We start from the raw sequence: 24,376 nt of genomic DNA, 5'->3' as shown, positions 1-24,376 counted from the left end.
CTGAAACCGTTTCAGCCCCCCAGCGCACCATAGCAAACCTTAAGGTTGCAGCGTAAGGGCGCTTGTCGCTGTTCGTTCAAATCATCGCCCGCGAGCGATCGTCGGCGCCTGACAGCGCCTCCGCCACTACACCCAGAGCGCGTTCCAGCTCGGCCTGATCCCTGGCCGCGCCCAGACACAGCCGCACGCCGCTCTCCAGGCCTGGGGCGACGATTGGGGCGCCGGGCGGGGTCAGTTCGACACCGCAGCGCAGGGCGCGGCCCGCCAGGCGTTCGGCCGCCAGCTCGTCCATCGGCAGCCAGATGTGCGGGCTGAAGGCCGAGGCGGGGGTCTCCATGGCCGGGCCAAGGATCCCACGCGACAGGGCCAGCCGCTGGCCCATCTCGTCGCGGATCTCGCCGGCGATGGCGTCGGCCGAGCCGTCCTCGATCCACTGGGTGGCGATCAGGGCGCCGAAATTGGGGGGGGCGTAGAATTGGGCGCGCACCGCGTGGATCACCCGCTCGAACACCTCGCCCGGCGGGGCCAGCAGGAAGCCGACCCGCAGGCCGGGCGATAGCGCCTTGGAGAGCCCCGAAACGTGGATCGTCCGTTCGGGCGCCAGCTCGACCAGCGCGGGCAGGGGATCGCCACCAAAGATCGCATAGATGCCATCCTCGATGATCCACAGGTCGCGTTTGCGGGCGACCGCCACGATGTCGGCGCGGCGCGCGGCGCCCATGATCCGGCCAGTGGGGTTCTGCAAGGTGGGCAAGACGAACACCGCCTTGGCCCCGTTCGCCGCCGCCCGGTCCAAGGCGTCGGGCAGCAGGCCTTCGCCGTCCATGGCCACGCCGGTCAGGCGATAGCCGGCGTGGTCGGCCAGCACCCGGGCGCCGGGGAAGGTGGCGGCCTCGCACAGCACCGCGTCGCCCGGCCGGCACAGGGCGGCCAGGGCCAGGCTCAGGGCCTGCTGGGCGCCTGCGCAGCAGATCAGCTGGCGCCAGTCGGCGCGTTCGACCCCGGCGGTGCGCGACAGCCAGGTCGCGAAGGCCCTGCGGTGGGTCTCAAGCCCTGTCGATGGGGCGTAGGCCAGGTTGTCGATCAGGTCGGATCGGCGCTGCAGCCGGGCCAGGGTCTGGACGATCCGCGCCGCGCCGGGGCCGACCGGCGCGATGTTCTGGCTGAGATTGATCGGGCCCTGGTCTTTCATCACTGGCCGCCCGGCGGTGGCCGCGTTCCGCACGAAGCTGCCGCGCCCGACATGACCTTTGACCAGCCCGGCCTTCTCAGCCTCGACATAGGCGCGGGTCACCGTGCCCAAGCCCAGGCCCAGGCGATGGGCGAGTTCGCGCTGCGGCGGCAGACGGTCACCGTCGTTCAGGGCTCCAGACGCGATGTCGGCGCGTAGCGCGTCGAGCAGGCGCTCATAGAGCGGCGAGTCGCCGGGCGGGAGGGTCGGGGTCCAGGCGGCCACGCAGGTCTCCAGAATTGTCACTGGAGCAATATAGTTTTTGACTCGTGATGCAATCGGCAAGATTACCGTGACATTCGTCGGATTGGAGTGTCCGCCATGACCGCCCAACTTCTGCTCGCCTTCGTCCTGTTCGCCTTCGCCACGGCTGGCACGCCCGGCCCCAACAACATGATGCTGCTGGCGTCCGGCGCGAACTTCGGGTTTCGGGCGACGATCGTGCACATCCTGGGGATCAGCGTGGGACTAGGCGTGATGGTGCTGGCCATGGGGCTGGGACTGGGCGGGGTGTTCAGGGCCTGGCCGGTGCTGCACGAGTTGCTGCGCTGGGTCGGGGGCGGTTATCTGCTGTGGCTGGCCTGGAAGATCGGCACGGCCAAGGGGATCGGCGACAGGGAGGCCGGCGCGCGGCCAATGACCTTCCTCGGCGCGGCCGCCTTTCAATGGGTCAATCCCAAGGCCTGGGCCATGGCCCTGACGGCCGCCAGCACCTACACGCCCGAGGGCTCGAGCAGCGCGGTGTTCATCGTGGCCGGGACCTTCATGCTGGTCGGCGCGCCCTGCAGCGCGGCCTGGGCCGGTTTCGGCCAAGGGATGAGACGGTTCCTCGACCGCCCCGCCGTGTTGCGGACCTTCAACCTGACCATGGCCGCGCTGCTGGTCGCCTCGCTGTATCCGCTGGTTGTCGAGACCGGTTGAGCGGCGAGCGCTTGCCTCGAACGCCGGATCGGGCCCACATCAGTGGCCAATCCGAGGTCCGCCCATGCGTTTCCCGCTCATCCTGACCGCTGTCCTGGCCTTGGCCTGGACCCCCGCCTTGGCCCAGGACATCAAGGTCACAGTGGTCGGTCGCGACTCGGTAGTTCTGACCCCGGCCGACCTCAAGGCCCTGCCGCGCGCCAAGGCCACCTTCACCGCCCACGGCCATCCGATCACCTACGAAGGCGCGGTGCTCAACGCCGCCCTGCTCAAGGCCGGCGTGGTGTCGGGCGACCGGCTGATGGGCCGCTATCTGAACCAGGTGGTGGTCGCCAAGGGCGCGGACGGCTTCACCGCGACCTATTCCCTGGGCGAGACCGACCCGATCTATCGGACCAATCCGGTGATCATCGCCGACAGCAAGGACGGCCAGCCGCTCGACGCCAAGGAGGGCCCGTATCGGCTGGTGGTCGACGGCGACCTGCGCCCGGGGCGTTCGGTGCGCATGTTGGCCTCGGTGGAGGTCAAGCCCGTGCCCTGAGGCGGAACTCGACGGCGGCGATCGCTGGGGGTACAGAGACCGCCCCACCCCTTCCAGACCATGTGACCCTCCCTTGCGACTGCCCCAGGCCCGCCTCGACCAAGTTCTCGACCGCTTCCGCGAGGTGGAAGCCCGGATGGGCGCCGCGACGGACGGGGCCGAGATCGTCAGGCTCTCCAAGGAGCACGCCGAAATCCGCCCGGTGGCCGAGGCCGTCGAGGCCCTGGCCAAGCTGGCCGCCGAGCGCGCTGGCCTCCAGGAGATGGCCGCCGACCCCGAAATGGCCGCCATGGTCGCCGACGAAATCCAGGCCCTCGACGAGAAGCTTCCCGTCATGGAGCGCGACCTGGCCCTGATGCTGGCCCCTCGCGACAAGGACGAGAACGCTTCCGCCATTCTCGAAGTCAGGGCTGGCACGGGGGGCGACGAGGCGGCCCTGTTCGCCGGCGATCTCTTCCGCATGTACCAGCGCTACGCCCAACTTCAGGGCTGGAAGGTCGAGGTCGACAGCGTCTCCGAGGGCGAGATGGGCGGCTACAAGGAAATCATCGCCTCGGTCAGCGGCGACGGGGTGTTCGGTCGCTGGAAGTTCGAGAGCGGCGTCCACCGCGTCCAGCGCGTGCCGGCCACCGAGGCTCAGGGCCGCATCCACACCTCGGCCGCCACCGTCGCCGTGCTGCCCGAGGCCGAGGACGTCGAGATCGAGATCAACGACGCCGACATTCGCATCGACACCTACCGCTCCTCCGGGGCCGGCGGCCAGCACGTCAACAAGACCGACTCGGCCGTCCGCATCACCCACCTGCCCACCGGCGTGGTCGTCACCTCCTCGGAAAAGTCCCAGCACCAGAACCGCGCCAAGGCCATGAAGAACCTCAAGGCCCGGCTCTACGACATGCAGCGCCAGGCCCTCGACGACGCACGCTCCGACGCCCGCAAGACCCAGGTCGGCAGCGGCGACCGCTCCGAGCGCATCCGCACCTACAACTTCCCGCAAGGGAGGGTCACCGACCACCGCATCAACCTAACCCTCTACAACCTCTCCCGGGTGATGGAGGGCGATGCCCTGGACGACATCATCAAGCCCCTGATCGCCGAGGACCAGGCCGCCCGGCTGGCGAGCCTGGAAGAGGGGTACTAGAGCATTTCCCGACCTGACTGCGTCAGGCCGTGAGCTCTAATCTTCTGTTTTGACGCATTTTTCTTCACGCGAACCAGAACCACTTCGCTCGAAAAATGCTCTAGCGAAGGGCCGCTCAAGGGCGTCGCCCGCAAGCCCGACGGTCGCGACACCAAGAACAGCTGACGGCGCATCCGCATCCGCCTCAGCGGATGCGGATGCGCCTTAAACCCTTGGTGGATCGGAGCTCTGGCGTCTGACGATGTCAAGGACCGCCTCTGGCGGCCGCGTCGCGGCGGCGCTCCGCCCCGTCCTTGACATCGTCAGACGCCAGAGCAAGCTCGCCATCAAGGTTTCAAGGCGCGGCCTCGCCGACGCGGACGGTGGCTTCGCCGGCAGGGCCTGGGCCGTCATGCGGGGAAATCTGACGTGGAAACATTACCGTTCGACCCGGCCGACTATCTGGAGAGCGAAGAGGGCATCGAGGCCTATCTTGCCGACGCGCGATCGTTCGGGTCGCAGGCCCTGTCGGAGGCCGTCGAGGTTGTGGCCCGCGCCAGGGCGCGGGCGTCGACCAAACGCGCCTTGCCTCCCCAGAGCGGGGCGGGAAAGAGGGTTCAGCTAAACCCCCTTCTCCAGCACCACGAACTCCAGCGCCTGCCGCGGCGTCCCGAACCGTTCTCCCACCGGGAACGGCTCGCGTTCGCCGGTCAGCGCGTAGCCGCGGCGCTGATACCAGGCGATCAGGGTGTCGCGCAGGTGGACCACCGTCATGCGGACGCGCTTGGCGCCCAGCCGGGCGGCGTGGGCTTCGGCCTGGGCCAGCAGGGCGGCGCCCAGCTTGCGGTCCTGGAGGTCGGGGCGGATGGTCAGCATGCCCAGGTACCAGACGTCCTCGCCCGGACTGTCGCCGTCCGGCTGCAGCCAGACACAGCCCAGCAGGGGGCCGTCCGCCGCGTCGCGTAGGGTCAGCAGTGTGGCGCCCGGACCGTCGGCCAGGTCCTGGCGGAGGCTGTCCAGGTCGATGCGCTGGCCGTCGATATAGCCGGCCTCGGTGGTCCAGCCGGCTTGCGCGCCCTGGCCGCGACAGGCGCTGTTGACCAGGGCCACGAGGGCGGGGAAGTCGGTCTCGGCGGCGGGGGCGAAGATCATGGGTGGAGGTTTAGCGGGTCGTGGCCTTCTGCTTAAGCCACCTTTTCTCCGCTCATCCCGGCATCCGCCGGGACCAGAGGATTTTTGTCAGGCCGGCGGCGGCTTGCGACCCCGGGCCTGGTTCCAATAGCGGCCCGAGGCGCGTTTGACGACGCCGGCCTCGCGCTGCAGGAATTCCCAGGGATGGAAGGCCAGGCCGACGGTGTCGGCCATGGCGGCGCCGCGCTCGCCCATCGGCTTTTCGGGGCCGGTGGTGGAGTCGATGGCGGTCTGGTGCTCGATCTCGGCGTTCAGCTCGGCGCCGACCAGCACGGTCATGATCGAGAACCACATCCAGACCATGAAGGCGATGATGGCGCCCAGGGGGCCGTAGGTGGCGTCATAATGGGCGACGGTGTTGACATAGAGCGAGAAGCCCAGCGAGCCGATCAGCCAGGCCGCCGCGCCGAACACCGATCCCCAGATCACCCAGCGCCAGCGGGGACGGGCGCGGCAGGGCGCGAAGCGGTAGAGCATGGCGAAGGCGCCGGTCGTCACCACCAGCACGATCAGCCAGCGCAGGGGGATCCAGATCACCGCCGCGCTGCTCAGACCCACATGCTCCAGCACGATCGGCGCGCCGATCAGCACCCCGGCCAGCACCCCCGCATAGAGCAGGGCGCAGAAGGTGAAGGCGTAGGTCCACGCGGTCTTGGTGACGAAATTGCGCTTGTCGTCCTCGTCATAGGCGACGTTCAGCCCGTCGAAGAGCGCCTTCATGCTGGCGTTGGCGCTCCACACCGACAGCAGCAGGCTGACCACGAAGGCGACGCCCAGCTTGGTCTGTTCCTGGCTGGCCAGGCGCAGCATCTGCTCGCCGACGATGTTGACGACGCTGGCGGGGAAGACGCTGGACATCTCCCGCAACTGCTTCTCGACCGCCCCGACGTCGGCGAACAGGCCGTATAGCGACACGAAGGCGCCGATGGCCGGGAACAGGGCCAGCAGGGTGTAGAAGGTGACGCCCCCGGCCACGGCCGGCAGGCGGTCGGCCTCGATCTCGCGGAAGGTGCGCCACAGGATGTCGCGCCAGCCCAGCATCGGGATGTGGTGGGGATGGTGGGCGGCGCGGCCGCGCAGGGGTTCGACCTGGTCGAAGTCGTGCGGCGGCATGGCCCGGTCCTCGGACAGGCCGGGCGGGTTCTCGATGGGCGTTTCGCTGGGGAGGCGGTCGGCGGCGCCCGTGGGGCCGGGCGCGCGGCGGGGCAGGGCGAAGGGCGCCAGGGCCAGCAGGGCGATCCACGGGGCCAGGTGATAGGGGCGCGAGGCGATCCACGACCGGAGGGGGCGTCGCGGCGCTTTATCTGTCATGGTGTGGCCCTCCGGGGGAGGAACTCGCCGGGCGCCGCTCCGTTCCTGCGCCGGTCTTACCCTGTTTCGCGGCTTGCCAAGCCCTGAGTCGTCATCGACCTTGCCGGCCATGCAAGCGCCAACACCGCAGGCGAGTATCGTCAGCCTCTACCGCCACCCCGTGAAGGGGTTCACGCCCGAACGGCTGGCGGCGGCGCAGCTGGTGGCCGGCGAATGCTTTCCGTGCGACCGGCTCTATGCGGTGGAGGACGGGCCCAGCGGCTTTGACCCCGACGTGCCGGCCCATATCTCGAAGATGAAGTTCACGGTGCTGGCCAAGATCCCCGCCGTCGCCAAGGCTCGCACGGCCTATGACGACGCCACCGGCCTGCTGACCGCCAGCGCCCAGGGCCAGCCGGACTTCGCCGGCGACCTGCGGGGCGAGCCGGGGCGGCGCGGCTTCGAGGCGTGGCTCGAGGCTTTGTTGGGCGACGCGATCAGGGGTCCGCTGCGAGTGGTGGAGGGGCCAGGCGACTACCGGTTCATGGACAGCCGGTCGGGCTATGTGTCCATCGTCAATCTCGCCAGCGTCCGCGACCTTGCGGCCAAGCTGGCCCGCCCCGTCGATCCGCTGCGGTTCCGCGCCAACCTCTATGTCGAGGGCTGGCCGGCCTGGATCGAGAACGACTGGACCGGCCACGCCCTGCGGGTCGGGGCGGCGCGGGCCCAGGTGCTGAAGCCCATCGTCCGCTGCGCGGCCATCCATGTCGATCCGGTCACCGCGCAGCGCGACATCGAAATGGTCAAGGCGCTGTTCGACCATTACGGCCACATGTTCTGCGGAATCTATATGAAGGTGGAAGAGGGCGGGACGGTGCGCGAGGGGGATGGGGTGGGGCTAGTCTAGCCCTGGCAATCGGCGCGTGGCGTCCATGTTCTGATGCAGAATTCGGACGATCTCCATCACACCGGCTTCAAGACGATAGAAGATGAAGTGCGATCCGACGGGTCGCTTGCGAAAGGCGTGGTCAGGCGCCTCAAGCACGGTTCCGACGCCAGGGCGCTCGGCGATCAAGCCGATGGTGGCGCGCAGGTCATGAAGGTAGCTTGCGGCCCGCCGCGCACCCCGATGGTCGCGTGAGTAGTCCCAGATATCGTCGAGATCACGCCGGGCGTCGTGCGAAAGCCGATAGGCCTTCACTCCGCTAAGCTTCGCTTTCGCCTTGCAGCTTCTCCGCGATAAAGCCGTCGAAGTCGAAGTCATGGATGAACCCGCTCGCCACGCCTTTGGCTAGTTCGGCTCTTAGCGCCGTCATACGCGCTTCCTGGTTCTCCAACAGACGCAGGCCCGCCCGCACGACCTCGCTGGCCGAGCCGTAGCGTCCTTCTCCGATCTGGCCTTCGATGAAGGTCTGGAAGTGGTCACTAAGAACGATCGAGGTATTCTTGCTCATCGGGTCCTCCGAGCCACATATTACCAAAATCTGGTACCAAACTCAAACTCGCCCCGGCGCCGCCGACGCGCTAAGGAGCCGCCCATGACCCTGACCCTCGTCAAAGCCTGGACCGCCGCCAAGGAACGTCTGAAGACTGTTCAGATCGACCAGCCGGCGATCGACGCCCGCCTGCTGCTGGAAGTGGCCGCCGACGTCACGCGCACCGACATCATCACCGATCCCTACCGCGAACTGACACCAGACCAGGAGGCGACGCTCGACGACTTCCTGAACCGTCGCGCTCGGCGCGAGCCGGTCAGCCACATCATCGGCCGCAAGGGGTTCTGGAAGATCCTGCTGCAGGTCAACAAGAACGTCCTGACGCCGCGGCCCGAGACCGAGGTCATAGTCGACGAGGTGCTGAAGGCGTTTCCGGAGCAGATCAGCTTCAACATGCTCGACCTCGGCGTTGGCTCGGGCACGATCCTGCTGGCGGTGTTGGCCGAGCGGCCGGCCGGCAAGGGGCTGGGAATCGACGTCTCCGAGGAGGCCCTCGCCGTGGCGCGCGAGAACGCCGCCAATCTGGACCTGGCCGGCCGCGTGGCCCTGATGCGCGGCGACTGGACCAACGGACTGGGCGACGACAGCTTCGACCTGGTGGTCTCCAACCCGCCCTATATCGCCACCCACGTGATCGAGAGCCTCGAGCCGGAGGTGCGCGACCACGAGCCGCGCCTGGCCTTGGACGGCGGTCCCGACGGCCTGGACGCCTACCGCTTCCTGGCCGGCGAGATCCTGCGGGTGCTCAAGCCCGGCGCGATGTTCGCCGTCGAGATCGGCTACGACCAGTCCGAAGCGGTCGAGACACTGTTCAAGGAAGCCGGCGGCCAGAACGTACGGACCATCAAGGACCTTTCGGTCCACGACCGCGTTGTCACCGGCACGAAATAGGCGGGCCGGCGAGAGGGTCGAAAAATCCCTTGGAAAGCCCGGCGTGAGGCGCTAGACGGATAAGGCCTCCTTCCAAAACGCCGGGTGACGGGAAAAGCGGTCGTCTTCGATGATCGCAAGGCTCCCCCGGCAGGCGCGAACGGCCCAACAGGCTGATCGCCGCGCCCGAACCGGGCGGAGGCTCTACGGAAACCAGCGTCTCTAGACAATCGAAGGCCGAACCGCAGGGTTCCACCCCGCTCGAAGAGACCAAACAGCCGGACGTGACAGTGATCGCCGCCGGACAGGTTCAGAAGAGAACATGAGAGATTTCAAGGGCATGAAGCGCCAGCGCGGCCGCAATAATCGCGGCGGCATGGTGAGTGGCGGCAAGCCTCAGCAGCACAACGCCAACCGGGCCTTCGATTCGAACGGCCCCGAAGGCGTGAAGGTGCGCGGCGCCGCCCAAGGCGTTTATGAAAAGTACCAGCAACTGGCCCGCGACGCGACGTCGTCCGGCGACCGGGTTCTGGCCGAGAACTATCTGCAGCACGCCGAGCACTATTTCCGCGTGTTGCGGGCCATTCAGCCGAATCGCCCCGTCAGCGACATCATCGGCAAGGACGCCTATTCGGCCTACGAGATCGACTTCGAGGCCGAGCCGGAAGAACAGCCCGAGATCCCCGAAGTCGTCCAGACCGAGACCCAGGGCGACGGCGAGAACGGCAACGACGGCCAGACCAACGAGGGCCGCCGCGACCGCTTCGAGAACCGGCCGCGCGACGACCGGCCGCGGGACAACAATAGCAATAACAACAACCAAAACCGTGACCGCTTTGACGGTCAGGGCCAAGGCGGCCAAGGCCAGGGTCAAGGCCGCCGCGACCGTTGGCGCGAACGCGACGAGCGTCCGCGCGACGACAACCGCCCCCGTGATGACCGCCCCCGCGACGACCGTCCTCGTGACGACCGGCCCCGGGAAGATCGGCCCCGGGAAGATCGGCCTCGTGATGATCGTCCGCCACGTGAAGAGCGTCCCCGTGACGACCGGCCGCGTGAGGAGCGCGCGCCGCGCGAAGATCGTTTCCGTGACGAGCGCCCTCGCGAGGACCGCGTCCGTGAAGACCGTCCCGCCGTCATCGCCGAAGCCGTCGAGGCCGCGCCGACCGAAGCCCGCCGCGAGCGTCCGCGCCGCGAGCGCGCGCCCCGCGACCGTGATCCGATGGCGGTGATCGAGCCCCAGGCCACGCCGCTGACCAGCGAGGCTCCCTCCTCGCCGCTGCTGCGCAGCCAGGACGGCGATGTCAGCCACGCCCCGGCCTTCCTGGGCCGCAAGACGCCGCGCGCCGAGCCCGCCGCGGACGCCGGCCCGGTCTCGACCTCATCGGTGCTGGCCGCCGACGCCGAGGCCGCCCCGGCCAAGCCCAAGCGTCGCCGCGCCCCACGCAGCTTCGAAGGCGCCGCGCCTGGGTCGGACGACGCTTGACCGCCGTGCTGTGACCGCCATCGGCGTCTGATCCTCCGCCGCAGGCGGGGGATGATGCCGTGCCGGGCCGAGCGCCTGCGGCCGCCCCGCCGATGCGACGTGAGGGGTTGAAATGGCGGAAGCTTTGTCGCTAGGGATTTGGACCCTTTCGGAAAGACCGTCGGAGACCCCATGCGCCCGGTTCTGCTCCTCCCCCTCGCCGCCCTGACCCTGTCGGCTTGCGCCTATAATCCCGAGTTGGGTCGCCAGCAGATGACCATCATCGACGACGCCAGCTTGGCCAAGGCCGGCGAGCAGGCCTGGAGCCAGGCCCTGGCGACCAGCAAGGTCAGCCCGGACAAGGCGGCGACCGCCCGGGTGCGGGCCGTGGGCCAGCGCGTGGTCGACGCGGCGGGGCTGGGCGGCCGGCCGTGGGACTATGCGGTCTTCGAGGATACAGCCCCCAACGCCTTCGTGCTGCCCGGCGGTCATGTTGGGGTCACCACGGGCCTGGTCAAGTTGGTCGACAATGACGACCAACTGGCCGCCGTGATCGGTCATGAGGCCGGTCACGTCGTCGCCCACCACGCCGCCGAGCGACAGTCGCAGACCGTGGCCTCGAGCTTGGTGCTGGGCGTTCTGGGGGTGGCGGCCGGCTCGTCAGACGCGGCGCGCGCGATCAACAGCTATGGCGCGACGGGCGCGAAGTACGGCTTCCTGCTGCCGTTCTCGCGCAAGCAGGAGTTGGAGGCCGACCGGTTGGGGGTCGATTTCATGCAGCGGGCCGGTTACCGGCCGCGCGAGGCGGTGGTGCTGTGGACACACATGCAGGCCCAAGGCGGTTCGAACAGCCCGCAGTTCGCCTCGACCCACCCGTCGGACGCCTCGCGGATCGCGGCGCTGCAAACATATATCGCCGGCCGCGGCTGGTGACGCTTGTGTGGCCCATCGGCCACACTACATCCCCTGAAGCCGCGTTGCGCTTGATCAAGGCGACGCGGCCGAATCCGCCGACATTGGGGATATCATGAAAATCGACCTCTATTCCGACCGCGCCAAGACCGCCGTGCAATCCGCTCAAAGCCTGGCGCTAGCCCGGGGCCATCAGCAGCTCGGCCCTGAACACCTGCTCAAGGTGCTGCTTGAGGAGAAGGACGGCCTCAGTCGCGCCTTGATCCAGAGCGCCGGCGGGCGGCCCGACGCCGCCGACGCCGCGACCGACGCCCTGCTGGCCAAGACGCCGCGCGTCGACGGCGCGGGCGGCCAGCTGTTCATGAAGCCCGACACCGCACGGGTGTTTGACGCGGCCGAGACAGGCGCCAAGAAGGCCGGCGACGCCTTCGTCACCACCGAACGCCTGCTGATCGCCATCGCCAAGGAAGGCGGCGACGCGGCCAAGATCCTAAAGGACGCCGGCGCTAGCGCCCAGGGCCTGGAGACCGCCGCCGCCGCCGTTCGCAAGGGTCGAACCGCCGACAGCGCCTCGACCGAGGACGGCTATGACGCCCTCAAGCGCTATGCCCGCGACCTGACCCAGGCGGCTCGCGATGGCAAGATCGACCCGGTGATCGGCCGCGACGAGGAGATCCGCCGCACCATCCAGGTGCTGAGCCGCCGCACCAAAAACAATCCCGTCCTGATCGGCGAGCCCGGCGTCGGCAAGACCGCGATCGTCGAGGGCCTGGCCCAGCGCATCGTCGAGGGCGATGTGCCCGAAAGCCTGAAGGACAAGAAGCTGCTGTCGCTGGACATGGGCAGCCTGATCGCCGGCGCGAAATATCGCGGCGAGTTCGAGGAGCGGCTCAAGGCCGTGCTCGGCGAGGTCACCGCCGCCGAGGGCTCGATCATCCTGTTCATCGACGAGATGCACACGCTGGTTGGGGCCGGCAAGAGCGAGGGGGCCATGGACGCCTCCAACCTGCTGAAACCCGCCCTGGCGCGCGGCGAGCTGCACTGCGTGGGCGCCACCACGCTGGACGAGTACCGCAAGCACGTCGAGAAGGACGCCGCCCTGGCGCGCCGGTTTCAGCCGGTGTTCGTCGGCGAGCCCACGGTGGAGGACACCGTCTCGATCTTGCGCGGGCTGAAGGAAAAGTACGAGGTGCACCACGGCGTGCGGATCTCGGACTCCGCCCTGGTCGCCGCCGCCACCCTGAGCAACCGCTACATCGCCGACCGCTTCCTGCCGGACAAGGCCATCGACCTGATGGACGAGGCCGCTAGCCGGGTGCGGATGGCGATCGACTCCAAGCCCGAGGAACTGGACGAGATCGACCGCCGCCTGGTGCAGCTGAAGATCGAGCGCGAGGCGCTGAGCAAGGAAACTGACGCGGCCTCCAGGCAGCGCCTGGAAAACCTTGAAGTCGAAGTCGATGACCTGCAGTTCCGCTCCGACGAGATGACCGCCCGCTGGAAGGCCGAGAAGGACAAGGTCGGCGGCGCCGCCCAGGCCCGCGAGGCTCTGGACCGCCTGCGCGCCGATCTCGCCTCCGCTCAGCGGGCCGGCGACTTCGCGCGGGCCGGCCAGATCCAATATGGCGAGATCCCCGCCCTGGAGCGCCGCCTGGCGGAAGCCGAGAGCGGCGAGGGCGGGACCCAGAAGGCCCTGACCCCCGAGGTCGTCGACGCCGAGCAGATCGCCGCCGTGGTCAGCCGCTGGACGGGCGTGCCGGTCGAGAAGATGCTGGAAGGCGAGCGCGAGAAGCTGCTGAAGATGGAGGACGCCCTGCGCGGCCGCGTCGTCGGCCAGGACGAGGCGCTGGAGGCGGTGTCCGACGCCGTGCGGCGCGCTCGCGCGGGCCTGCACGACCCGTCCAAGCCGATCGGCTCGTTCCTGTTCCTGGGTCCGACGGGCGTGGGCAAGACCGAGCTGACCAAGGCCCTGGCCGAGTTCATGTTCGCCGATGAGCATGCGATCACCCGCATGGACATGAGCGAATACATGGAGAAGCACTCGGTCAGCCGGATGATCGGCGCGCCCCCCGGCTATGTCGGTTATGACGAGGGCGGGGCCCTGACCGAGGCCGTGCGCCGGCGGCCCTATCAGGTGCTGCTGTTCGACGAGATCGAGAAGGCTCACCCGGACGTTTTCAACGTGCTGCTTCAGGTGCTGGATGACGGCCGGCTCACGGACGGCCAGGGTCGGACGGTCGATTTCAGGAACACCCTGATCATCATGACCTCCAACCTTGGCTCGGAATATCTGGCCGGTCAGGAAGACGGTTCGGATGTGGAAGAGGTGCGGCCTCTGGTGATGAACACGGTGCGCGGCCACTTCCGTCCCGAGTTCCTCAACCGGATCGACGAGATCATCCTGTTCAAGCGGCTCTCCCGCGCCAACATGGGCGACATCGTCCGCATCCAGCTGCAACGGGTCGACAAGATGCTGGCCGAGCGTCGCATGACGCTGTCGCTGGATGCCGGCGCCCTGCAGTGGCTGGCCGACAAGGGCTATGATCCGGTCTATGGCGCGCGCCCGCTCAAGCGGGTGATCCAGAAAGACCTGATCGACCCAATCGCCAAGCGGCTGCTGGCCGGCGAACTGGAAGATGGCGGCGTGATCGCCGTAGGGACCGGCGACGGTGGCCTGGCGATCGGCAAGGCGACCCTGCAGTAGGCTTGCGAGGCTTCAGCGGGGCGGACGTGATCATCGTCCGCTCCGCTGAAGCATTTTTCGAGCGAAGTGGTTCCGGTTCGCGTGAAGAAAAATGCGTCAAAACAACAGATTAGAGCTCACGGCCTGACGCAGTCAGGTCGGGAAATGCTCTAGCGAGCCGCAGCATCTCGTACGGCGAGGAAGACCCGCCGGCCCCGAACGACACTCCCGGCGGCCGCGCCCAGAACCAGCGCGCGGTGATCCAGGTCCTGGGCGAGATCATATCACCAGATCTCCTCCGGGAGCGGGTTTCAGGAGGCCGCCTGAGCCGCCGCGATCAGGGCGTCGTCGATCTCGGCGGCGCGCTTGGCGGCCGGCCGGGCGCTGATCCCGGCCCAATAGGCCTCGAACGCCGGGCGCTTCTCGATCGAGCCGAACATCATGCCCCAGCCGATCTGCGAACCGACATAGACGTCGGCCGCCGAGAACCTGTCGCCGGCGATGTAGGTCTTGCCGGTGACCGCCGTCTCCAGAGCGTCGAGCGTGTCTTCCAGGCAGCCATAGCCCGCCATGGGCTTGCGATCAGCGGGAACCTCGAAGCCGAGCGACTTGTTGGTGACTGCGGATTCCACGGGCCCGCAGGCGAACATCAGCCAGCGATAATAGGTCCCGCGCTCGGGCGAACTCACGGGTGGGGCCAGGCCCTTCTCAGGGAAGGCGTCGGCCAGGTAGGCGCAGATCGCCGCGCCCTCGGTGATCGTGACGCCGCGATGGGTGATGGCCGGCACCTTGCCCATCGGGTTGATGGCCAGATAGGCGGGGGCTTTCATTGACGAGGCATAGTCGAGCACCTCGGTGCGATAGGGCGCGCCGACTTCCTCGAGCATCCAGCGGATGACCCGGCCACGCGACATTGGGTTGGTGTAGAAGACGATTTCGTCGGTCATGGCGGCCTCCGTGGAACGAGGCGCGATCCTAGCGCGCGGCCTCGGCGAAGCAATCTCGACGATCGGTGCTATCCGATCTTCGCGCCGTTTCAGGTGGCTTGGAGCGCGGCTCATCGCCGCGTGCCCAAGGTTGCATCCTCGGAAATCCCGAACCCGACTTCAGTGCTCGAACCGCTTGCTAGAGCATTTCCCGACCTGACTGCGTCAGGCCGTGAGCTCTAATATTTTGTTTTGACGCCCGTCTGACCGCGCACTCGCCCGCATGAGCGGAACCAGCCTCGCGGCCCCGGCGCGCGAAGGCGCCCAGGCCTCAGCCCACCTTGGCGGACGCGTCCTCCGTCTCGCCCAGGCTCCTGGCCAGGGCCAGGATTTGGCGGCGTTGATGCAGGGGGATCTTCGGCACCAGGGTGGCCAGCTCGACCCCCTCGCTCGACATCATGAACCGCTGCAGGCTCTTTGTACGGCGCTCGTCGTGCATCTGCTCGTCGGTGGCGTTAGCCAGATCGACGACCGACAGGCCCTCGAAGAACCAAGCGACCGAAGCCTGCAGGGTCACGGCGATACCATAGAGCTTGGAGGCGCTGACCCGATTAGCGCCACGCTCGTATTTCTGAAGTTGCTGGAAGGTGATGCCAACGCTCTCGGCCAGTTGGGTCTGGCTCAGGCCCAGCGATTTGCGGCGCATGCGCACCCGCGCGCCCACGTGGATATCGACGAGGTGAGGTTCGTGATCGGCGGCCAAAGGCGTCTCCTCGGTCGGAGACACAACAGGCCTCCTTTCGCTTAGACGCCGGGGACGGGGCGCCCCCTCAAGCCAAGGTGGTTATTTTCTGTATACCGTGTTGTTTGGTCACAGGCCGATGTCGCTAGCCAAGCGGCTTTTGAGCCGGCGGACGGGTCACGGCGGCCACCGCGTGGTCGGCGTCGCTGGCCTGGCGCAGGGCGCGGAGGTCTTCGCTGATCCGGAAGATGGCGACGTAGAATTCGCAGAAGGCGCGCCAGAGCAGCACCATGGCCGCGGCGACCAGCAGGCCAGCGATCAGCACTGGGAAAGCCAGCAGCAGAGATTGTGGGCCAGGCTCCTTGAGGGCTAGGCCGACGGCGGCGCCCACCACGGAAAAGGCGAACAGCGCCACGACGCCCAGACCCGCCCAGTAGATCAGATGGATCACCGGTCCCGTGACGAGCCGATCGAACGTCAGCAGGTCCCAGAACAGACCGTTCGAGCCGCGCGCGTTGGATTTGTTGGCCGGAGCCATCCGACACCCCTCATGTCAGCGGAAACACACCCGCCCGGTAAGCTGCATCGCTAGCAGCGTGAAGCCCGCTCGGCAATGCCGAGCGGGCTCCGGACCGTCTATCGCCGCAGGCCTGGCTTATTGCGGCTTGGCGCCGGCCAGGGTGGCGTCGATCTGGGCCTTGGTGGCCGTGGTGGCGAGACTGCCGTCGGCGCCCGCGCTGAAGCTGGCCTTGGGCAGGGCGAACTTCTTCTCGCCGCTGGTCACGACCACATTGGTCGAACCGTCAGCGCCGGCCGATGCGCCAGAGATGACGCCCACCACGGCGCCGGAAGGATCCTTCACCGCCGAGCCGACCTTCAGGTCGAGGGCCACATTGGCCGAGGACGGCGTACCGGCCGCGTCGGCGTCAGCCGCCGTGGTCGAGGTCGTCGTGCTGCTCGTGGTGGATTGAGCCGGCGCGGTGGCCGAAGGCATGGCCGGCGCGGCGGTTGTCGCCTTGGCCGGGGCCGTCGTGGTGGTGGTGGTCGATGAGGTCGTGGCTGGCGGCAGCTGCGTCGGATTGGTCGGCGCGGCCGGGGCCGTCGATTGGGCGAATGCAGCGCCAGCCAGCGAAAGCGTCGCGGCGGCGGCGAACATGGCGATCTTGGTCTTCATGGTTTTGCGCTCCGTCTTGCAGGCCCCCGCCTTGCCAAACAAAACGCGACCTAATCAGTCACGGTTCCGAAATAGTCGGTAACAGAGCGTGACCATTTCGCGGCGAAATGTGGCGGCCTGAGGTTGAGCGCCACAATCTGGATAGGGCGTGGGTTGGGACGGGGAGGCGCGCATGCGCGCGTCCCCAATCGTGGAGCGGCGATCGCCCCTAAACCATGCCCACCGTGCGCAGACGCGCACGCGGATGGATCTCGTTCTGGCTCATCACCACGGTCTGGCCGCGGAAGCGCTCGATGATCGAACGCACATAGGGCCGCACGCCGGGGCTGGTCAGCAGCACGGCGCTGTCGCCGCCCATGGCCGCCTGGTCGAAGGCGTCGCGGACGCCGCGGATGAAGTCCTGCAGTCGCGAAGGGGCCAGGGCCAACTGCTTGTCCTCGCCCGAACCAACCAGGGCCTCGGCGAAGGCCTGCTCCCATTCGGCCGACAGGGTGATGATCGGCAAGCTGCCGTCCTCGCCGCGATTGGACCAGCACAGCTGACGCCCCAAACGGGCGCGCACCTGCTCGACCAGCTGGGTCACCGAGGCGGTGTGCGGCGCGGCCTCGCCGATCCCTTCCAGGATCTGCGGCAGGTCGCGGATCGACACGCGTTCCTTGAGCAGGGCCTGCAGCACGCGCTGGATGGTGGTGGCGCTGACCACCGAGGGGATCAGGTCGTCGACCAGCTTCTTCTGGCCCTCCGGCAGGTCCTTCAGCAGCTTCTGCACCTCGGCGTAGGAGAGCAGGTCGGTCATGTTCTCCTTGAGGATCTCGGTCAGGTGCGTGGTCAGCACGGTGGCCGGATCGACGATGGTGTAGCCGCGGAAGGTGGCCTCCTCGCGCATCGCCTCTTCCACCCAGGTGGCGGGCAGGCCAAAGGCGGGTTCGCGCACGTGCTCGCCGGGCAACTCCACCTGGCCGCCGCGCGGGTCCATGGCCATCAGGCAGCCCAGCCGGACCTCGCCGGCCCCGGCCTCCATCTCCTTGATGCGGATCGCGTAGCCCTGGTTGGCCAAGCGCATGTTGTCGAGGATGCGGACCGGCGGCATCACGAAGCCAAACTCGGTGGCCAGGGTCTTGCGCAGGGCGCGGATCTGGTCGGTCAGCTTGCGGCCGTCCAGGTCGTTGATCAGGGTCAGCAAGCCGTAGCCCAGCTCGATCTTGACGTCGTCTATGGCCAGGGAGGCGCTGATTGGCTCCTCCTCCGGCTCGGCCGAGCCCTCGGCCAGGGCGGCCATGGCGGCGGGGTCGAGCGGCTTGGGCTGCTTGGCCGTCATGGCGCGGCGATAGGCCAGATAGCCCGAGCCGATCGACAGGGCGGCGAACGGGATGATCGGCATGCCCGGGATCAGGGCGATGACGCCGGACGAGGCCGAGACCATGCCGAGGGCCACCGGGTTCATGGCCAGCTGGGTAATCAGGGCGGCGTTGGCGCTGCCTTCGACGCCGGCCTTGGAGACCACCAGGCCGGCGGCGATCGAGATGATCAGGGCCGGGATCTGACTGACCAGGCCGTCGCCGATGGTCATCAGGGTGTAGCTGGCCGAGGCCTCGCCGATCGGCATCTTGTGCTGGACGACACCAATGAGAATGCCGCCGATGATGTTGATGGCGGTGATGATCAGGCCGGCGACGGCGTCGCCCTTCACGAACTTGCTCGCGCCGTCCATGGCGCCGAAGAAGGTGCTTTCCTGCTCCAGATCCTTGCGGCGCTGCTTGGCGGTGTCCTGGTCGATCAGGCCGGTCGACAGGTCGGCGTCGATGGCCATCTGCTTGCCGGGCATGGCGTCGAGCGTGAAGCGGGCGGCGACTTCGGCGATCCGGCCCGAACCCTTGGTGACGACCATGAAGTTGACCACCACCAGGATGATGAAGACGATCACCCCGATGACGAAATTGCCCTGCATCATCAGGTTGCCGAACGCCGCGATCACCGCGCCGGCCCCGTGCGAGCCTTCCTGGCCATGGCCGAGGATCAGGCGCGTCGAGGCGATGTTCAGCCCCAGCCGGTAGAGGGTGGCGACCAGGAGCACGGTCGGGAACGAGGTGAATTCCAGCGGCTTCTTGATCAGCACAGCAGTCATCAGGATCAACACCGAGCCGGTCAGCGAAATGGCCAGCAACAGGTCCAGCACCATCGCCGGGACGGGGATGATCAGCAGGACGATGATGCCGACGATGCCCAGGGCCAGGCCCATTTCGCCGCGCAGGATCCCCGCCCACAGCGAGCTGGCGCTGGGCATGGAAGAGGCGGTCTTGGGGACGGCGGCGTCAGCCATGCAGATCCTGGGTCCGGTGGAGGCCCCGATCGCGATGAAGCGATTTGCGGGGGGCCGCCACGTCCTTAGTGAAAGTTAGCCATGTCGGGCGCCGGACCGATGGTCGCGGCCCTCCGACAGGGCCGGCGAACTCGACGGCTAGGCGGCGTTGGTCACGCCGCCCTGGGGCGCGGGTACGGCGACGCCGGCTTCGGAATATTCCTTCAGCTTGTTGCGCAAAGTGCGGATCGAGATGCCCAGTATGTTGGCCGCGTGCGTGCGATTGCCCATGCAGTGCTCCAGGGTGTCGATGATCAGGGTCTGCTCGACCTCGGCCACCGTCGAGCCGACGAAGGTGCGCGAGATGGCGTCGGCCGCCATCTGGGCGCCGCGGGCGACCAAGGTGTCGGGGGCCGGGGCCAGGGGCTGGCCATCGGGCAGGCGGATGGCGAATTCCTCGATCTCCGAGCCCGGCGACAGCAGCACCGCGCGGTGCATGGCGTTTTCCAGTTCCCGCACATTGCCCGGCCAGCGGTGGGCGATCAGCCGACGCTTGGCCTCGGCCGAGATCGGCTTTTCGGCGACGCCATTGGCGGCCGAATACTTCTTCACGAAGTGCTCGCACAGGGTGATGACGTCGCCCGGACGCTCGCGCAGCGGCGGCAGGCGCAGGTTCACGACGTTGAGGCGATAGAGCAGGTCCTCGCGGAACGAGCCGTCCTTCACCGCAGCCGTCAGGTCGCGGTTGGAGGTGGCCAGGATGCGGATATCGACCTTCACCGGCTTGGAGCCGCCGACCCGGTCGATCTCGCGCTCCTGAATGGCGCGCAGCAGCTTGGCCTGCAGGCGGGTGTCCATCTCGCTGATTTCATCGAGCAGCAGCGTGCCGCCATTGGCTTCCTCGAACTTGCCGATCCGCCGGGCCAGGGCGCCGGTGAAGGCCCCCTTCTCATGGCCGAACAGTTCGCTCTCCAGCAGGTTTTCGGGGATGGCGGCGCAGTTGACGCTGATGAACGGCGCCTTGGCCCGACGCGACTTGGCGTGGACATAGCGGGCCATGACCTCCTTGCCCGAGCCGCTTTCGCCGGTGATCAGGATCGAGGCTTCTGACGCCGCCACCTGGTCGGCCAGGCGGATGACGTCGCCCATGGCCGGATCGCGGACGATCATCGGACGGTTGTCGTCGGTGACGGCGGCTAGCACGGCGGCGATCAGCTCGGCGTCCGGCGGCAACGGGATGAACTCTTTCGCCCCGGCCTTGATCGCGGCGGCGGCCTTGACCGGATCGGCGTCGACCCCGCAGGCCACGACCGGCACCCGGATCCGCTCGGACTCGTTGGCGGCGATCATGCCGGCGATGTCGAGCGTGTAGTCGACCATCAGCAGATCGGCTCCCTGCCCGGCGCGCAGCGCATGCGTAGCCGCTTCCGTGGTCTCGACATGCGAGACCTTGGCCCCGGTGTTCATCGCCATCTTCACGGCGACCGAGAGCTGTCCGTTCAGTTTTCCGACGACCAGGAGGCGCATCGTTTTCTCTCCGTTGGGGCTTTGCCGCCCCTAACCCCGCTGAAGAAGGGGCAGTGCAACTGTTTAAGCGGTAGTCGACGTCGCTTGGCCTTAGCCGGCGGCGTCGCCGTCCTTGATGATTTCCGTCATGGTCACGCCCAGGCGCTCGTCGACGACGACGACCTCGCCGCGCGCCACCAGGCGGTTGTTCACATAGATGTCGATCGCCTCGCCGACCTTGCGATCGAGCTCCAGGATGCTACCGGCCGTCAGCTGCAGCAGCTGCGCCACCGACATGTGGGCCCGGCCCAGCACTGCGGAGATGTTGACGGGGACGTCGAACACCGGCGCCAGGTCCGCCGCGATCTTGTCGGACATCTCGACCGGCATTTCGGAGGCCAGCATGCTGCCGCCGAATTCGTCGAGGGTGAGATTGTCTTCGGACATCGGGGTCAGCTTTCGCTAGCGGGAAGCAGGGGTTCGGCGTGGAGACCCTCGGCCGCGATGGCGGCTTCGAGGGCCTTTGTGACGCGGGCGGCCGCGTCTGCGGGGTTGAACGCCGCGCGCCCGTCACCCCAGTCGAGGAGGAAGGCGGCGGGCGGGAAGTGGGCGTCGGCCCTCGCCAGGATCTGACCGGGATAGCCAATGGCGTGGGCCGTGGTCTCCAAGGCCGCCTGAGTGCGCTCGACCAGATTCGGGGCGACGCGGACAGTCAGTTTCGGACTGGCCTCGACCTCGCGGGCCAAGGCGACCAGGGCCGCCTGGGTTGGGGCCTGCGGGAACTGGTCCAGGGCTGCGTCGGCGATGGCCCGGCCGCAGGCCAGGGCCAGCATCGCCGAGCCTTCGCGGTGCTCGTGGGCCACGGCGGTCAGGGTGGAGAAGGCCTCGTGCACGACCTGACCAACCTGGGCCAGGGCGGCGGCGGCCTCGCGCTCAGCGCGGGCCACGGCCGACTGCTCGCCCTCGGCGAAGGCCTGGGCCTTGGCGGCTTCCAGCTCTTCCAGCGTGAAGTTCTTCTGCACGCGAACCGGCGCGCTCATGCCGCCGCGATCGTCGAACACGGTGTCGAAGGTGAAGCGCTTGTGGGGGATGTCGGTCATTCAGCCATCTCCCTAGTAGATCAGTTCGTCTTCGGCGCCGGCCCCGGCCAGCATGATCTCGCCCTTGGCGGCCAGGTCCTTGGCGACCTGCACCATGGCGACCTGGGCCTGGTCGACGTCCTTCAGACGCACGGGGCCCATGCTCTCCATGTCCTCGCGCATGATCTTCGAGGCGCGTTCCGACATGTTGGAGAAGAACATCTCGCGCAGCTTGTCCGAGGCGCCCTTCAGGGCCAGGGCCAGTTGTTCCTTGCCCGTGGCGCGCAACAGGGTCTGGACGCCGCCCGGGTCGAGCTTCGAAAGGTCCTCGAACACGAACATCAGGGCGCGGATGCGCTCGGCGGCCTCGCGGTTGCGCTCTTCCAGGGCCGCGATGAACCGCGCCTCGGTCTGGCGGTCGAAGTTGTTGAAGATCTCGGCCATCATCTCGTGGCTGTCGCGCTTGGAGGTGCGCGCCAGGTTCGACATGAATTCGGTGCGCAGGGTCTGCTCGATCTTGTCGAGGATCTCGCGCTGCACCGGCTCCATCCGCAGCATGCGGGTGACGCATTCCAGGGCGAAGTCCTCAGGCAGGGACGCCAGAACGCGCGCGGCGTGGTCGGACTTCACCTTCGACAGAACCACGGCGACGGTCTGCGGATATTCGTTCTTCAGATAGTTGGCGAGCACCGCCTCGTTCACATTGCCCAGCTTGTCCCACATGGTGCGACCCGCCGGACCGCGGATCTCCTCCATCAGCTGGTCGACCTTCTCCGGCGGCATGAAGGCCGACAGCAGGCGCTGGGTTTGTTCGTAGGAGCCCATGATCGCGCCGGTCGAGCTCATGCCCGAGACGAATTCAACCAGCAGCTCCTCGACGACCGACGCCGAGATCGAGCCCAGGCCGGCCATGGCCTGTGAGACTTCCTTGATTTCCTCGTCGTCCAGGGCTTCCCAGATCGCGGTGTGGTCCTCACCCAGGGCGAGCAGCACGATCGCGGCCTTCTCGGGCCCGGACAGCTTCTTGACGTCGGTGATCGCGCCCTTGGCCATTATTCGGACTCGTGCAGCCAGGTGCGCAGGATCGCGACGGACTCGTCAGGATGTTTTTCGACGAACTCCGACACCCGCTTGATCGACGAGGCCTTCACCTGGCCCTCGATCTTGGCGATGTCGATCCGGTTGTCCATGTCGCTGGCCGGACCGGCGATGGCGATCGCCTCGCCCGACTGGTCGATGACCACTTCCTGGGTCGAACCGTCAGAGAGGGTGACCATGCGGGTCACCTGCGGCCCGTTCAGGGCCATGCCCAGCGGGGTTGGCGGAGGACCCATCAGGCTCTTGAGGAACGGCCGGACCGCGAAGAGCAGGATCAGCAGCGCCACGACCGCTAGCACGCCGAGTTCGGCGATCCGCATGATGTCGTTCTTGTCAAAGCCCGCCATCAGGCCGGCCTTGCCCAGACCCTGGTCCTCGGGTTGCGGGAAGGCGACGTTGACCAGGGAGACCTGGTCGCCGCGCGCGGCGTCGTAACCGACCGCGGTCTTCACCATCTGGTCCAGCTTCGCCATTTCCTCGGCGCTGCGCGGGGTATAGGCGCCCAATTTGCCGTTCTTGCCCGCGGGGGCGGTCATTCCGTCAATGGCCACCGACACAGCCTGCTTGGTCACCTGACCCGGCTCCTGGACGGTGGTCTTGGTGGTTTCGCCGATCTCGTAGTTGGTGACGCTCTCGTTGCCGGCCGACTTGGAGCCCAGCGGCTGGAAGCCGTTCGGGGTCTGGCCGGGGATGTTCTGGGTCGAGGTGACGCCGCCGTTGTCGTCGTTCTTGTTCTCGCTGGCGCTGTTCTCGTTGGTGCTTTCCGAGCGGATGACCTGGCCGTCCGGGTCGAACTTGCGCTCCTGCATGGTGACCCGGCTCAGGTCCAGATCGGCGGTGACCTTGACGCGCGCCTTGCCCGGACCGAGCACGCCGTCGAGCATGTCCTGCACCGTCTTTGCGATGCGGGCCTCGGCCTCGCTCTTGGCGTCCTGGGCGGCCTTGCCAGCCAGGCTGTCGTTATTGCCGGCAGACAGGGTCTTGCCGTGCTGGTCCATCACGCCGACGGCTTCGGGCTTCATGCCCGAAACCGAACCGGCCACCAGGTTCTGGATGGCGCGGACCATGTCGGCCGAGGGCTCGCGGCCCATGCTGATGCTGACGGCGGCGGTCGGTTGAGCGGCGTCTTCCTCGAAGAGCTGGCGCTTGGGCATGACCAGGTGGACGCGGGCGGCGCGCACGCCGTCCCAGCCCTGGATCGTGCGTTCGAGCTCGCCCTGCAGGGCGCGCTGGCGGTTCAGCTGCTGGACGAAGTCGGTCTGGCCCAGGGCGCTGCCGGTGTCGAAGATTTCGTAACCGACCGACCCGGAGGTCACGAGCCCCTTGGTAAAGATCAGCTGGCGGGCGGCGTTGACCTTGTCGCGGGCGACATAGATCGTCGAGCCGTCGCTCTTGGTCTCGTACTTGATGCCGGCGGTGTCGAGCGCCTGGGTGGCGGCGGCTGATTCCTTGGGATCGACATTGGACAGCAGCAGCTCATTAGGCTGCTTGCTCATCATCAGCATTACGGCCGCGATCACGGCGATCGCGCCAGCGGCGACGCCGATCAGGGCGGCCAGACGGCCGACGCCAAATCTCTGAATCGCGCTCAGGAATCTATCCAACCTACGCCCTGCCCCGAAAGAGCGTCCCGATAGGACGCCAGCTGCGCACCGAAGCACGCCGTCGCTAGGCAGGATTTACCCAGTGCAAGGTAAACGGGTCGTTTACAAAGGGCCCTGGCAAGCGCCGCCACAGGCGCCAAAAGGTCGCGGCCGCGCCCCAGGGGACGCGGCCGTTGATCTATCTCATGGAAGGCTGACAAGAGCCGAAGCCCTTGCACGCCATGGCCG

The 24,376-nt window shown here is 67.6% G+C and carries 23 protein-coding genes and 1 pseudogene; 8 read left to right on the top strand and 16 right to left on the bottom strand.

The genetic code is table 11. The annotated features are described in order from the left end of the window. Window positions 1-76 precede the first annotated feature (76 nt). On the bottom strand, window positions 77-1,456 hold the full coding sequence (locus ACP694_RS13725) for a PLP-dependent aminotransferase family protein (RefSeq protein ID WP_426013219.1): 1,380 nt from the start codon (window positions 1,454-1,456) through the stop codon (window positions 77-79). Between the two features lie 96 nt (window positions 1,457-1,552). Here ACP694_RS13725 and ACP694_RS13720 point away from each other — a divergent pair, with 96 nt between their 5' ends. From ACP694_RS13720 to prfA, 3 genes are all read left to right on the top strand, one after another. Then, window positions 1,553-2,152, top strand: a complete 600-nt coding sequence (locus ACP694_RS13720) for a LysE family translocator (protein WP_426013217.1) — start codon at window positions 1,553-1,555, stop codon at window positions 2,150-2,152. Between the two features lie 64 nt (window positions 2,153-2,216). Beyond that, window positions 2,217-2,693, top strand: coding sequence for a molybdopterin-dependent oxidoreductase (locus ACP694_RS13715; RefSeq protein WP_426013215.1), 477 nt, complete (start codon window positions 2,217-2,219; stop codon window positions 2,691-2,693). A gap of 73 nt (window positions 2,694-2,766) precedes the next feature. Beyond that, on the top strand, window positions 2,767-3,834 hold the full coding sequence (gene prfA, locus ACP694_RS13710; RefSeq protein WP_426013213.1) for a peptide chain release factor 1: 1,068 nt from the start codon (window positions 2,767-2,769) through the stop codon (window positions 3,832-3,834). Between the two features lie 600 nt (window positions 3,835-4,434). On the opposite strand, the gene ACP694_RS13705 is transcribed toward prfA, so the two are convergent. Then, entirely contained in the window at window positions 4,435-4,965 is a 531-nt protein-coding gene (locus ACP694_RS13705; RefSeq protein ID WP_426013211.1) for a GNAT family N-acetyltransferase, read from the bottom strand. A gap of 87 nt (window positions 4,966-5,052) precedes the next feature. Then, window positions 5,053-6,315, bottom strand: coding sequence for a YihY/virulence factor BrkB family protein (locus ACP694_RS13700; protein WP_426013209.1), 1,263 nt, complete (start codon window positions 6,313-6,315; stop codon window positions 5,053-5,055). A gap of 109 nt (window positions 6,316-6,424) precedes the next feature. Here ACP694_RS13700 and ACP694_RS13695 point away from each other — a divergent pair, with 109 nt between their 5' ends. Further along, a complete protein-coding gene (locus ACP694_RS13695) occupies window positions 6,425-7,201 on the top strand; it encodes an MOSC domain-containing protein (RefSeq protein WP_426013207.1) in 777 nt (258 codons plus the stop codon). On the opposite strand, the gene ACP694_RS13690 is transcribed toward ACP694_RS13695, so the two are convergent. Both ACP694_RS13690 and ACP694_RS13685 read right to left on the bottom strand, forming a co-directional pair. Next, complete coding sequence (locus ACP694_RS13690; protein ID WP_426013205.1) at window positions 7,193-7,495, bottom strand: type II toxin-antitoxin system RelE/ParE family toxin; 303 nt, start codon at window positions 7,493-7,495, stop codon at window positions 7,193-7,195. The two genes, ACP694_RS13695 and ACP694_RS13690, sit on opposite strands and share 9 nt — an antisense overlap. A gap of 4 nt (window positions 7,496-7,499) precedes the next feature. Continuing rightward, complete coding sequence (locus ACP694_RS13685; RefSeq protein ID WP_426013203.1) at window positions 7,500-7,748, bottom strand: type II toxin-antitoxin system ParD family antitoxin; 249 nt, start codon at window positions 7,746-7,748, stop codon at window positions 7,500-7,502. Window positions 7,749-7,832: 84 nt separating this feature from the next. Between ACP694_RS13685 and prmC the strand changes: the two genes are divergently transcribed. The 4 genes and pseudogenes from prmC to clpB all read left to right on the top strand — a co-directional run bounded on the left by prmC (window position 7,833) and on the right by clpB (window position 13,741). Next, window positions 7,833-8,681: a peptide chain release factor N(5)-glutamine methyltransferase gene (gene prmC / locus ACP694_RS13680; RefSeq protein WP_426013201.1), complete on the top strand. Its 849-nt coding sequence runs from the start codon at window positions 7,833-7,835 to the stop codon at window positions 8,679-8,681. A 301-nt stretch (window positions 8,682-8,982) separates the two neighbouring features. Then, window positions 8,983-9,240: pseudogene (locus tag ACP694_RS13675) on the top strand (DUF4167 domain-containing protein); the annotation flags it as partial. 1,077 nt (window positions 9,241-10,317) lie between these two features. Continuing rightward, entirely contained in the window at window positions 10,318-11,058 is a 741-nt protein-coding gene (locus ACP694_RS13670) for a M48 family metallopeptidase (protein WP_426013199.1), read from the top strand. Between the two features lie 94 nt (window positions 11,059-11,152). Further along, window positions 11,153-13,741: an ATP-dependent chaperone ClpB gene (gene clpB / locus ACP694_RS13665; protein WP_426013197.1), complete on the top strand. Its 2,589-nt coding sequence runs from the start codon at window positions 11,153-11,155 to the stop codon at window positions 13,739-13,741. Window positions 13,742-13,850: 109 nt separating this feature from the next. On the opposite strand, the gene ACP694_RS13660 is transcribed toward clpB, so the two are convergent. The 11 genes from ACP694_RS13660 to fliF form a co-directional block, all read right to left on the bottom strand. Continuing rightward, window positions 13,851-14,003: a hypothetical protein gene (locus tag ACP694_RS13660; protein ID WP_426013195.1), complete on the bottom strand. Its 153-nt coding sequence runs from the start codon at window positions 14,001-14,003 to the stop codon at window positions 13,851-13,853. Between the two features lie 28 nt (window positions 14,004-14,031). Continuing rightward, window positions 14,032-14,667, bottom strand: a complete 636-nt coding sequence (locus ACP694_RS13655; RefSeq protein ID WP_426013193.1) for a glutathione S-transferase family protein — start codon at window positions 14,665-14,667, stop codon at window positions 14,032-14,034. A 310-nt stretch (window positions 14,668-14,977) separates the two neighbouring features. Beyond that, window positions 14,978-15,433: a helix-turn-helix domain-containing protein gene (locus ACP694_RS13650; protein WP_426013191.1), complete on the bottom strand. Its 456-nt coding sequence runs from the start codon at window positions 15,431-15,433 to the stop codon at window positions 14,978-14,980. 100 nt (window positions 15,434-15,533) lie between these two features. Beyond that, window positions 15,534-15,926, bottom strand: coding sequence for a DUF4282 domain-containing protein (locus ACP694_RS13645; protein ID WP_426013189.1), 393 nt, complete (start codon window positions 15,924-15,926; stop codon window positions 15,534-15,536). A gap of 117 nt (window positions 15,927-16,043) precedes the next feature. Continuing rightward, entirely contained in the window at window positions 16,044-16,562 is a 519-nt protein-coding gene (locus ACP694_RS13640) for a hypothetical protein (protein ID WP_426013187.1), read from the bottom strand. 208 nt (window positions 16,563-16,770) lie between these two features. Next, window positions 16,771-18,882: a flagellar biosynthesis protein FlhA gene (gene flhA / locus ACP694_RS13635; RefSeq protein ID WP_426013185.1), complete on the bottom strand. Its 2,112-nt coding sequence runs from the start codon at window positions 18,880-18,882 to the stop codon at window positions 16,771-16,773. A 138-nt stretch (window positions 18,883-19,020) separates the two neighbouring features. Then, window positions 19,021-20,388, bottom strand: a complete 1,368-nt coding sequence (locus ACP694_RS13630; protein ID WP_426013183.1) for a sigma-54 interaction domain-containing protein — start codon at window positions 20,386-20,388, stop codon at window positions 19,021-19,023. 90 nt (window positions 20,389-20,478) lie between these two features. Next, a complete protein-coding gene (fliN, locus tag ACP694_RS13625) occupies window positions 20,479-20,814 on the bottom strand; it encodes a flagellar motor switch protein FliN (RefSeq protein ID WP_426013181.1) in 336 nt (111 codons plus the stop codon). 5 nt (window positions 20,815-20,819) lie between these two features. Beyond that, entirely contained in the window at window positions 20,820-21,467 is a 648-nt protein-coding gene (locus ACP694_RS13620; protein WP_426013179.1) for a flagellar assembly protein FliH, read from the bottom strand. A 12-nt stretch (window positions 21,468-21,479) separates the two neighbouring features. After that, the gene (gene fliG, locus ACP694_RS13615; protein WP_426013177.1) at window positions 21,480-22,499 is read right to left on the bottom strand and encodes a flagellar motor switch protein FliG; all 1,020 of its coding nucleotides are present in this window, start codon (window positions 22,497-22,499) and stop codon (window positions 21,480-21,482) included. Continuing rightward, a complete protein-coding gene (fliF, locus tag ACP694_RS13610) occupies window positions 22,499-24,148 on the bottom strand; it encodes a flagellar basal-body MS-ring/collar protein FliF (protein WP_426013175.1) in 1,650 nt (549 codons plus the stop codon). The genes fliG and fliF overlap by 1 nt, the downstream gene beginning before the upstream one ends. Window positions 24,149-24,376: the final 228 nt, after the last annotated feature.

The organism is Caulobacter sp. DWR2-3-1b2 (assembly GCF_049896345.1).
Classification (GTDB): Bacteria; Pseudomonadota; Alphaproteobacteria; order Caulobacterales; family Caulobacteraceae; genus Caulobacter.
Note: the sequence above shows the minus strand (reverse complement) of the source record. Positions and strands in the feature narration are given on the sequence as shown.

Coding starts and splice junctions, on each gene's coding strand:
- fliG (WP_426013177.1), bottom strand. CDS start 22,499: ATGGCCAAGGGCGCGATCACCGACGTCAAGAAGCTGTCCGGGCCCGAG.
- ACP694_RS13705 (WP_426013211.1), bottom strand. CDS start 4,965: ATGATCTTCGCCCCCGCCGCCGAGACCGACTTCCCCGCCCTCGTGGCC.
- ACP694_RS13700 (WP_426013209.1), bottom strand. CDS start 6,315: ATGACAGATAAAGCGCCGCGACGCCCCCTCCGGTCGTGGATCGCCTCG.
- ACP694_RS13670 (WP_426013199.1), top strand. CDS start 10,318: ATGCGCCCGGTTCTGCTCCTCCCCCTCGCCGCCCTGACCCTGTCGGCT.
- prmC (WP_426013201.1), top strand. CDS start 7,833: ATGACCCTGACCCTCGTCAAAGCCTGGACCGCCGCCAAGGAACGTCTG.
- ACP694_RS13645 (WP_426013189.1), bottom strand. CDS start 15,926: ATGGCTCCGGCCAACAAATCCAACGCGCGCGGCTCGAACGGTCTGTTC.
- fliN (WP_426013181.1), bottom strand. CDS start 20,814: ATGTCCGAAGACAATCTCACCCTCGACGAATTCGGCGGCAGCATGCTG.
- ACP694_RS13685 (WP_426013203.1), bottom strand. CDS start 7,748: ATGAGCAAGAATACCTCGATCGTTCTTAGTGACCACTTCCAGACCTTC.
- ACP694_RS13660 (WP_426013195.1), bottom strand. CDS start 14,003: ATGATCTCGCCCAGGACCTGGATCACCGCGCGCTGGTTCTGGGCGCGG.
- clpB (WP_426013197.1), top strand. CDS start 11,153: ATGAAAATCGACCTCTATTCCGACCGCGCCAAGACCGCCGTGCAATCC.
- ACP694_RS13620 (WP_426013179.1), bottom strand. CDS start 21,467: ATGACCGACATCCCCCACAAGCGCTTCACCTTCGACACCGTGTTCGAC.
- ACP694_RS13715 (WP_426013215.1), top strand. CDS start 2,217: ATGCGTTTCCCGCTCATCCTGACCGCTGTCCTGGCCTTGGCCTGGACC.
- ACP694_RS13655 (WP_426013193.1), bottom strand. CDS start 14,667: ATGACCGACGAAATCGTCTTCTACACCAACCCAATGTCGCGTGGCCGG.
- flhA (WP_426013185.1), bottom strand. CDS start 18,882: ATGGCTGACGCCGCCGTCCCCAAGACCGCCTCTTCCATGCCCAGCGCC.
- ACP694_RS13640 (WP_426013187.1), bottom strand. CDS start 16,562: ATGAAGACCAAGATCGCCATGTTCGCCGCCGCCGCGACGCTTTCGCTG.
- ACP694_RS13720 (WP_426013217.1), top strand. CDS start 1,553: ATGACCGCCCAACTTCTGCTCGCCTTCGTCCTGTTCGCCTTCGCCACG.
- ACP694_RS13630 (WP_426013183.1), bottom strand. CDS start 20,388: ATGCGCCTCCTGGTCGTCGGAAAACTGAACGGACAGCTCTCGGTCGCC.
- ACP694_RS13695 (WP_426013207.1), top strand. CDS start 6,425: ATGCAAGCGCCAACACCGCAGGCGAGTATCGTCAGCCTCTACCGCCAC.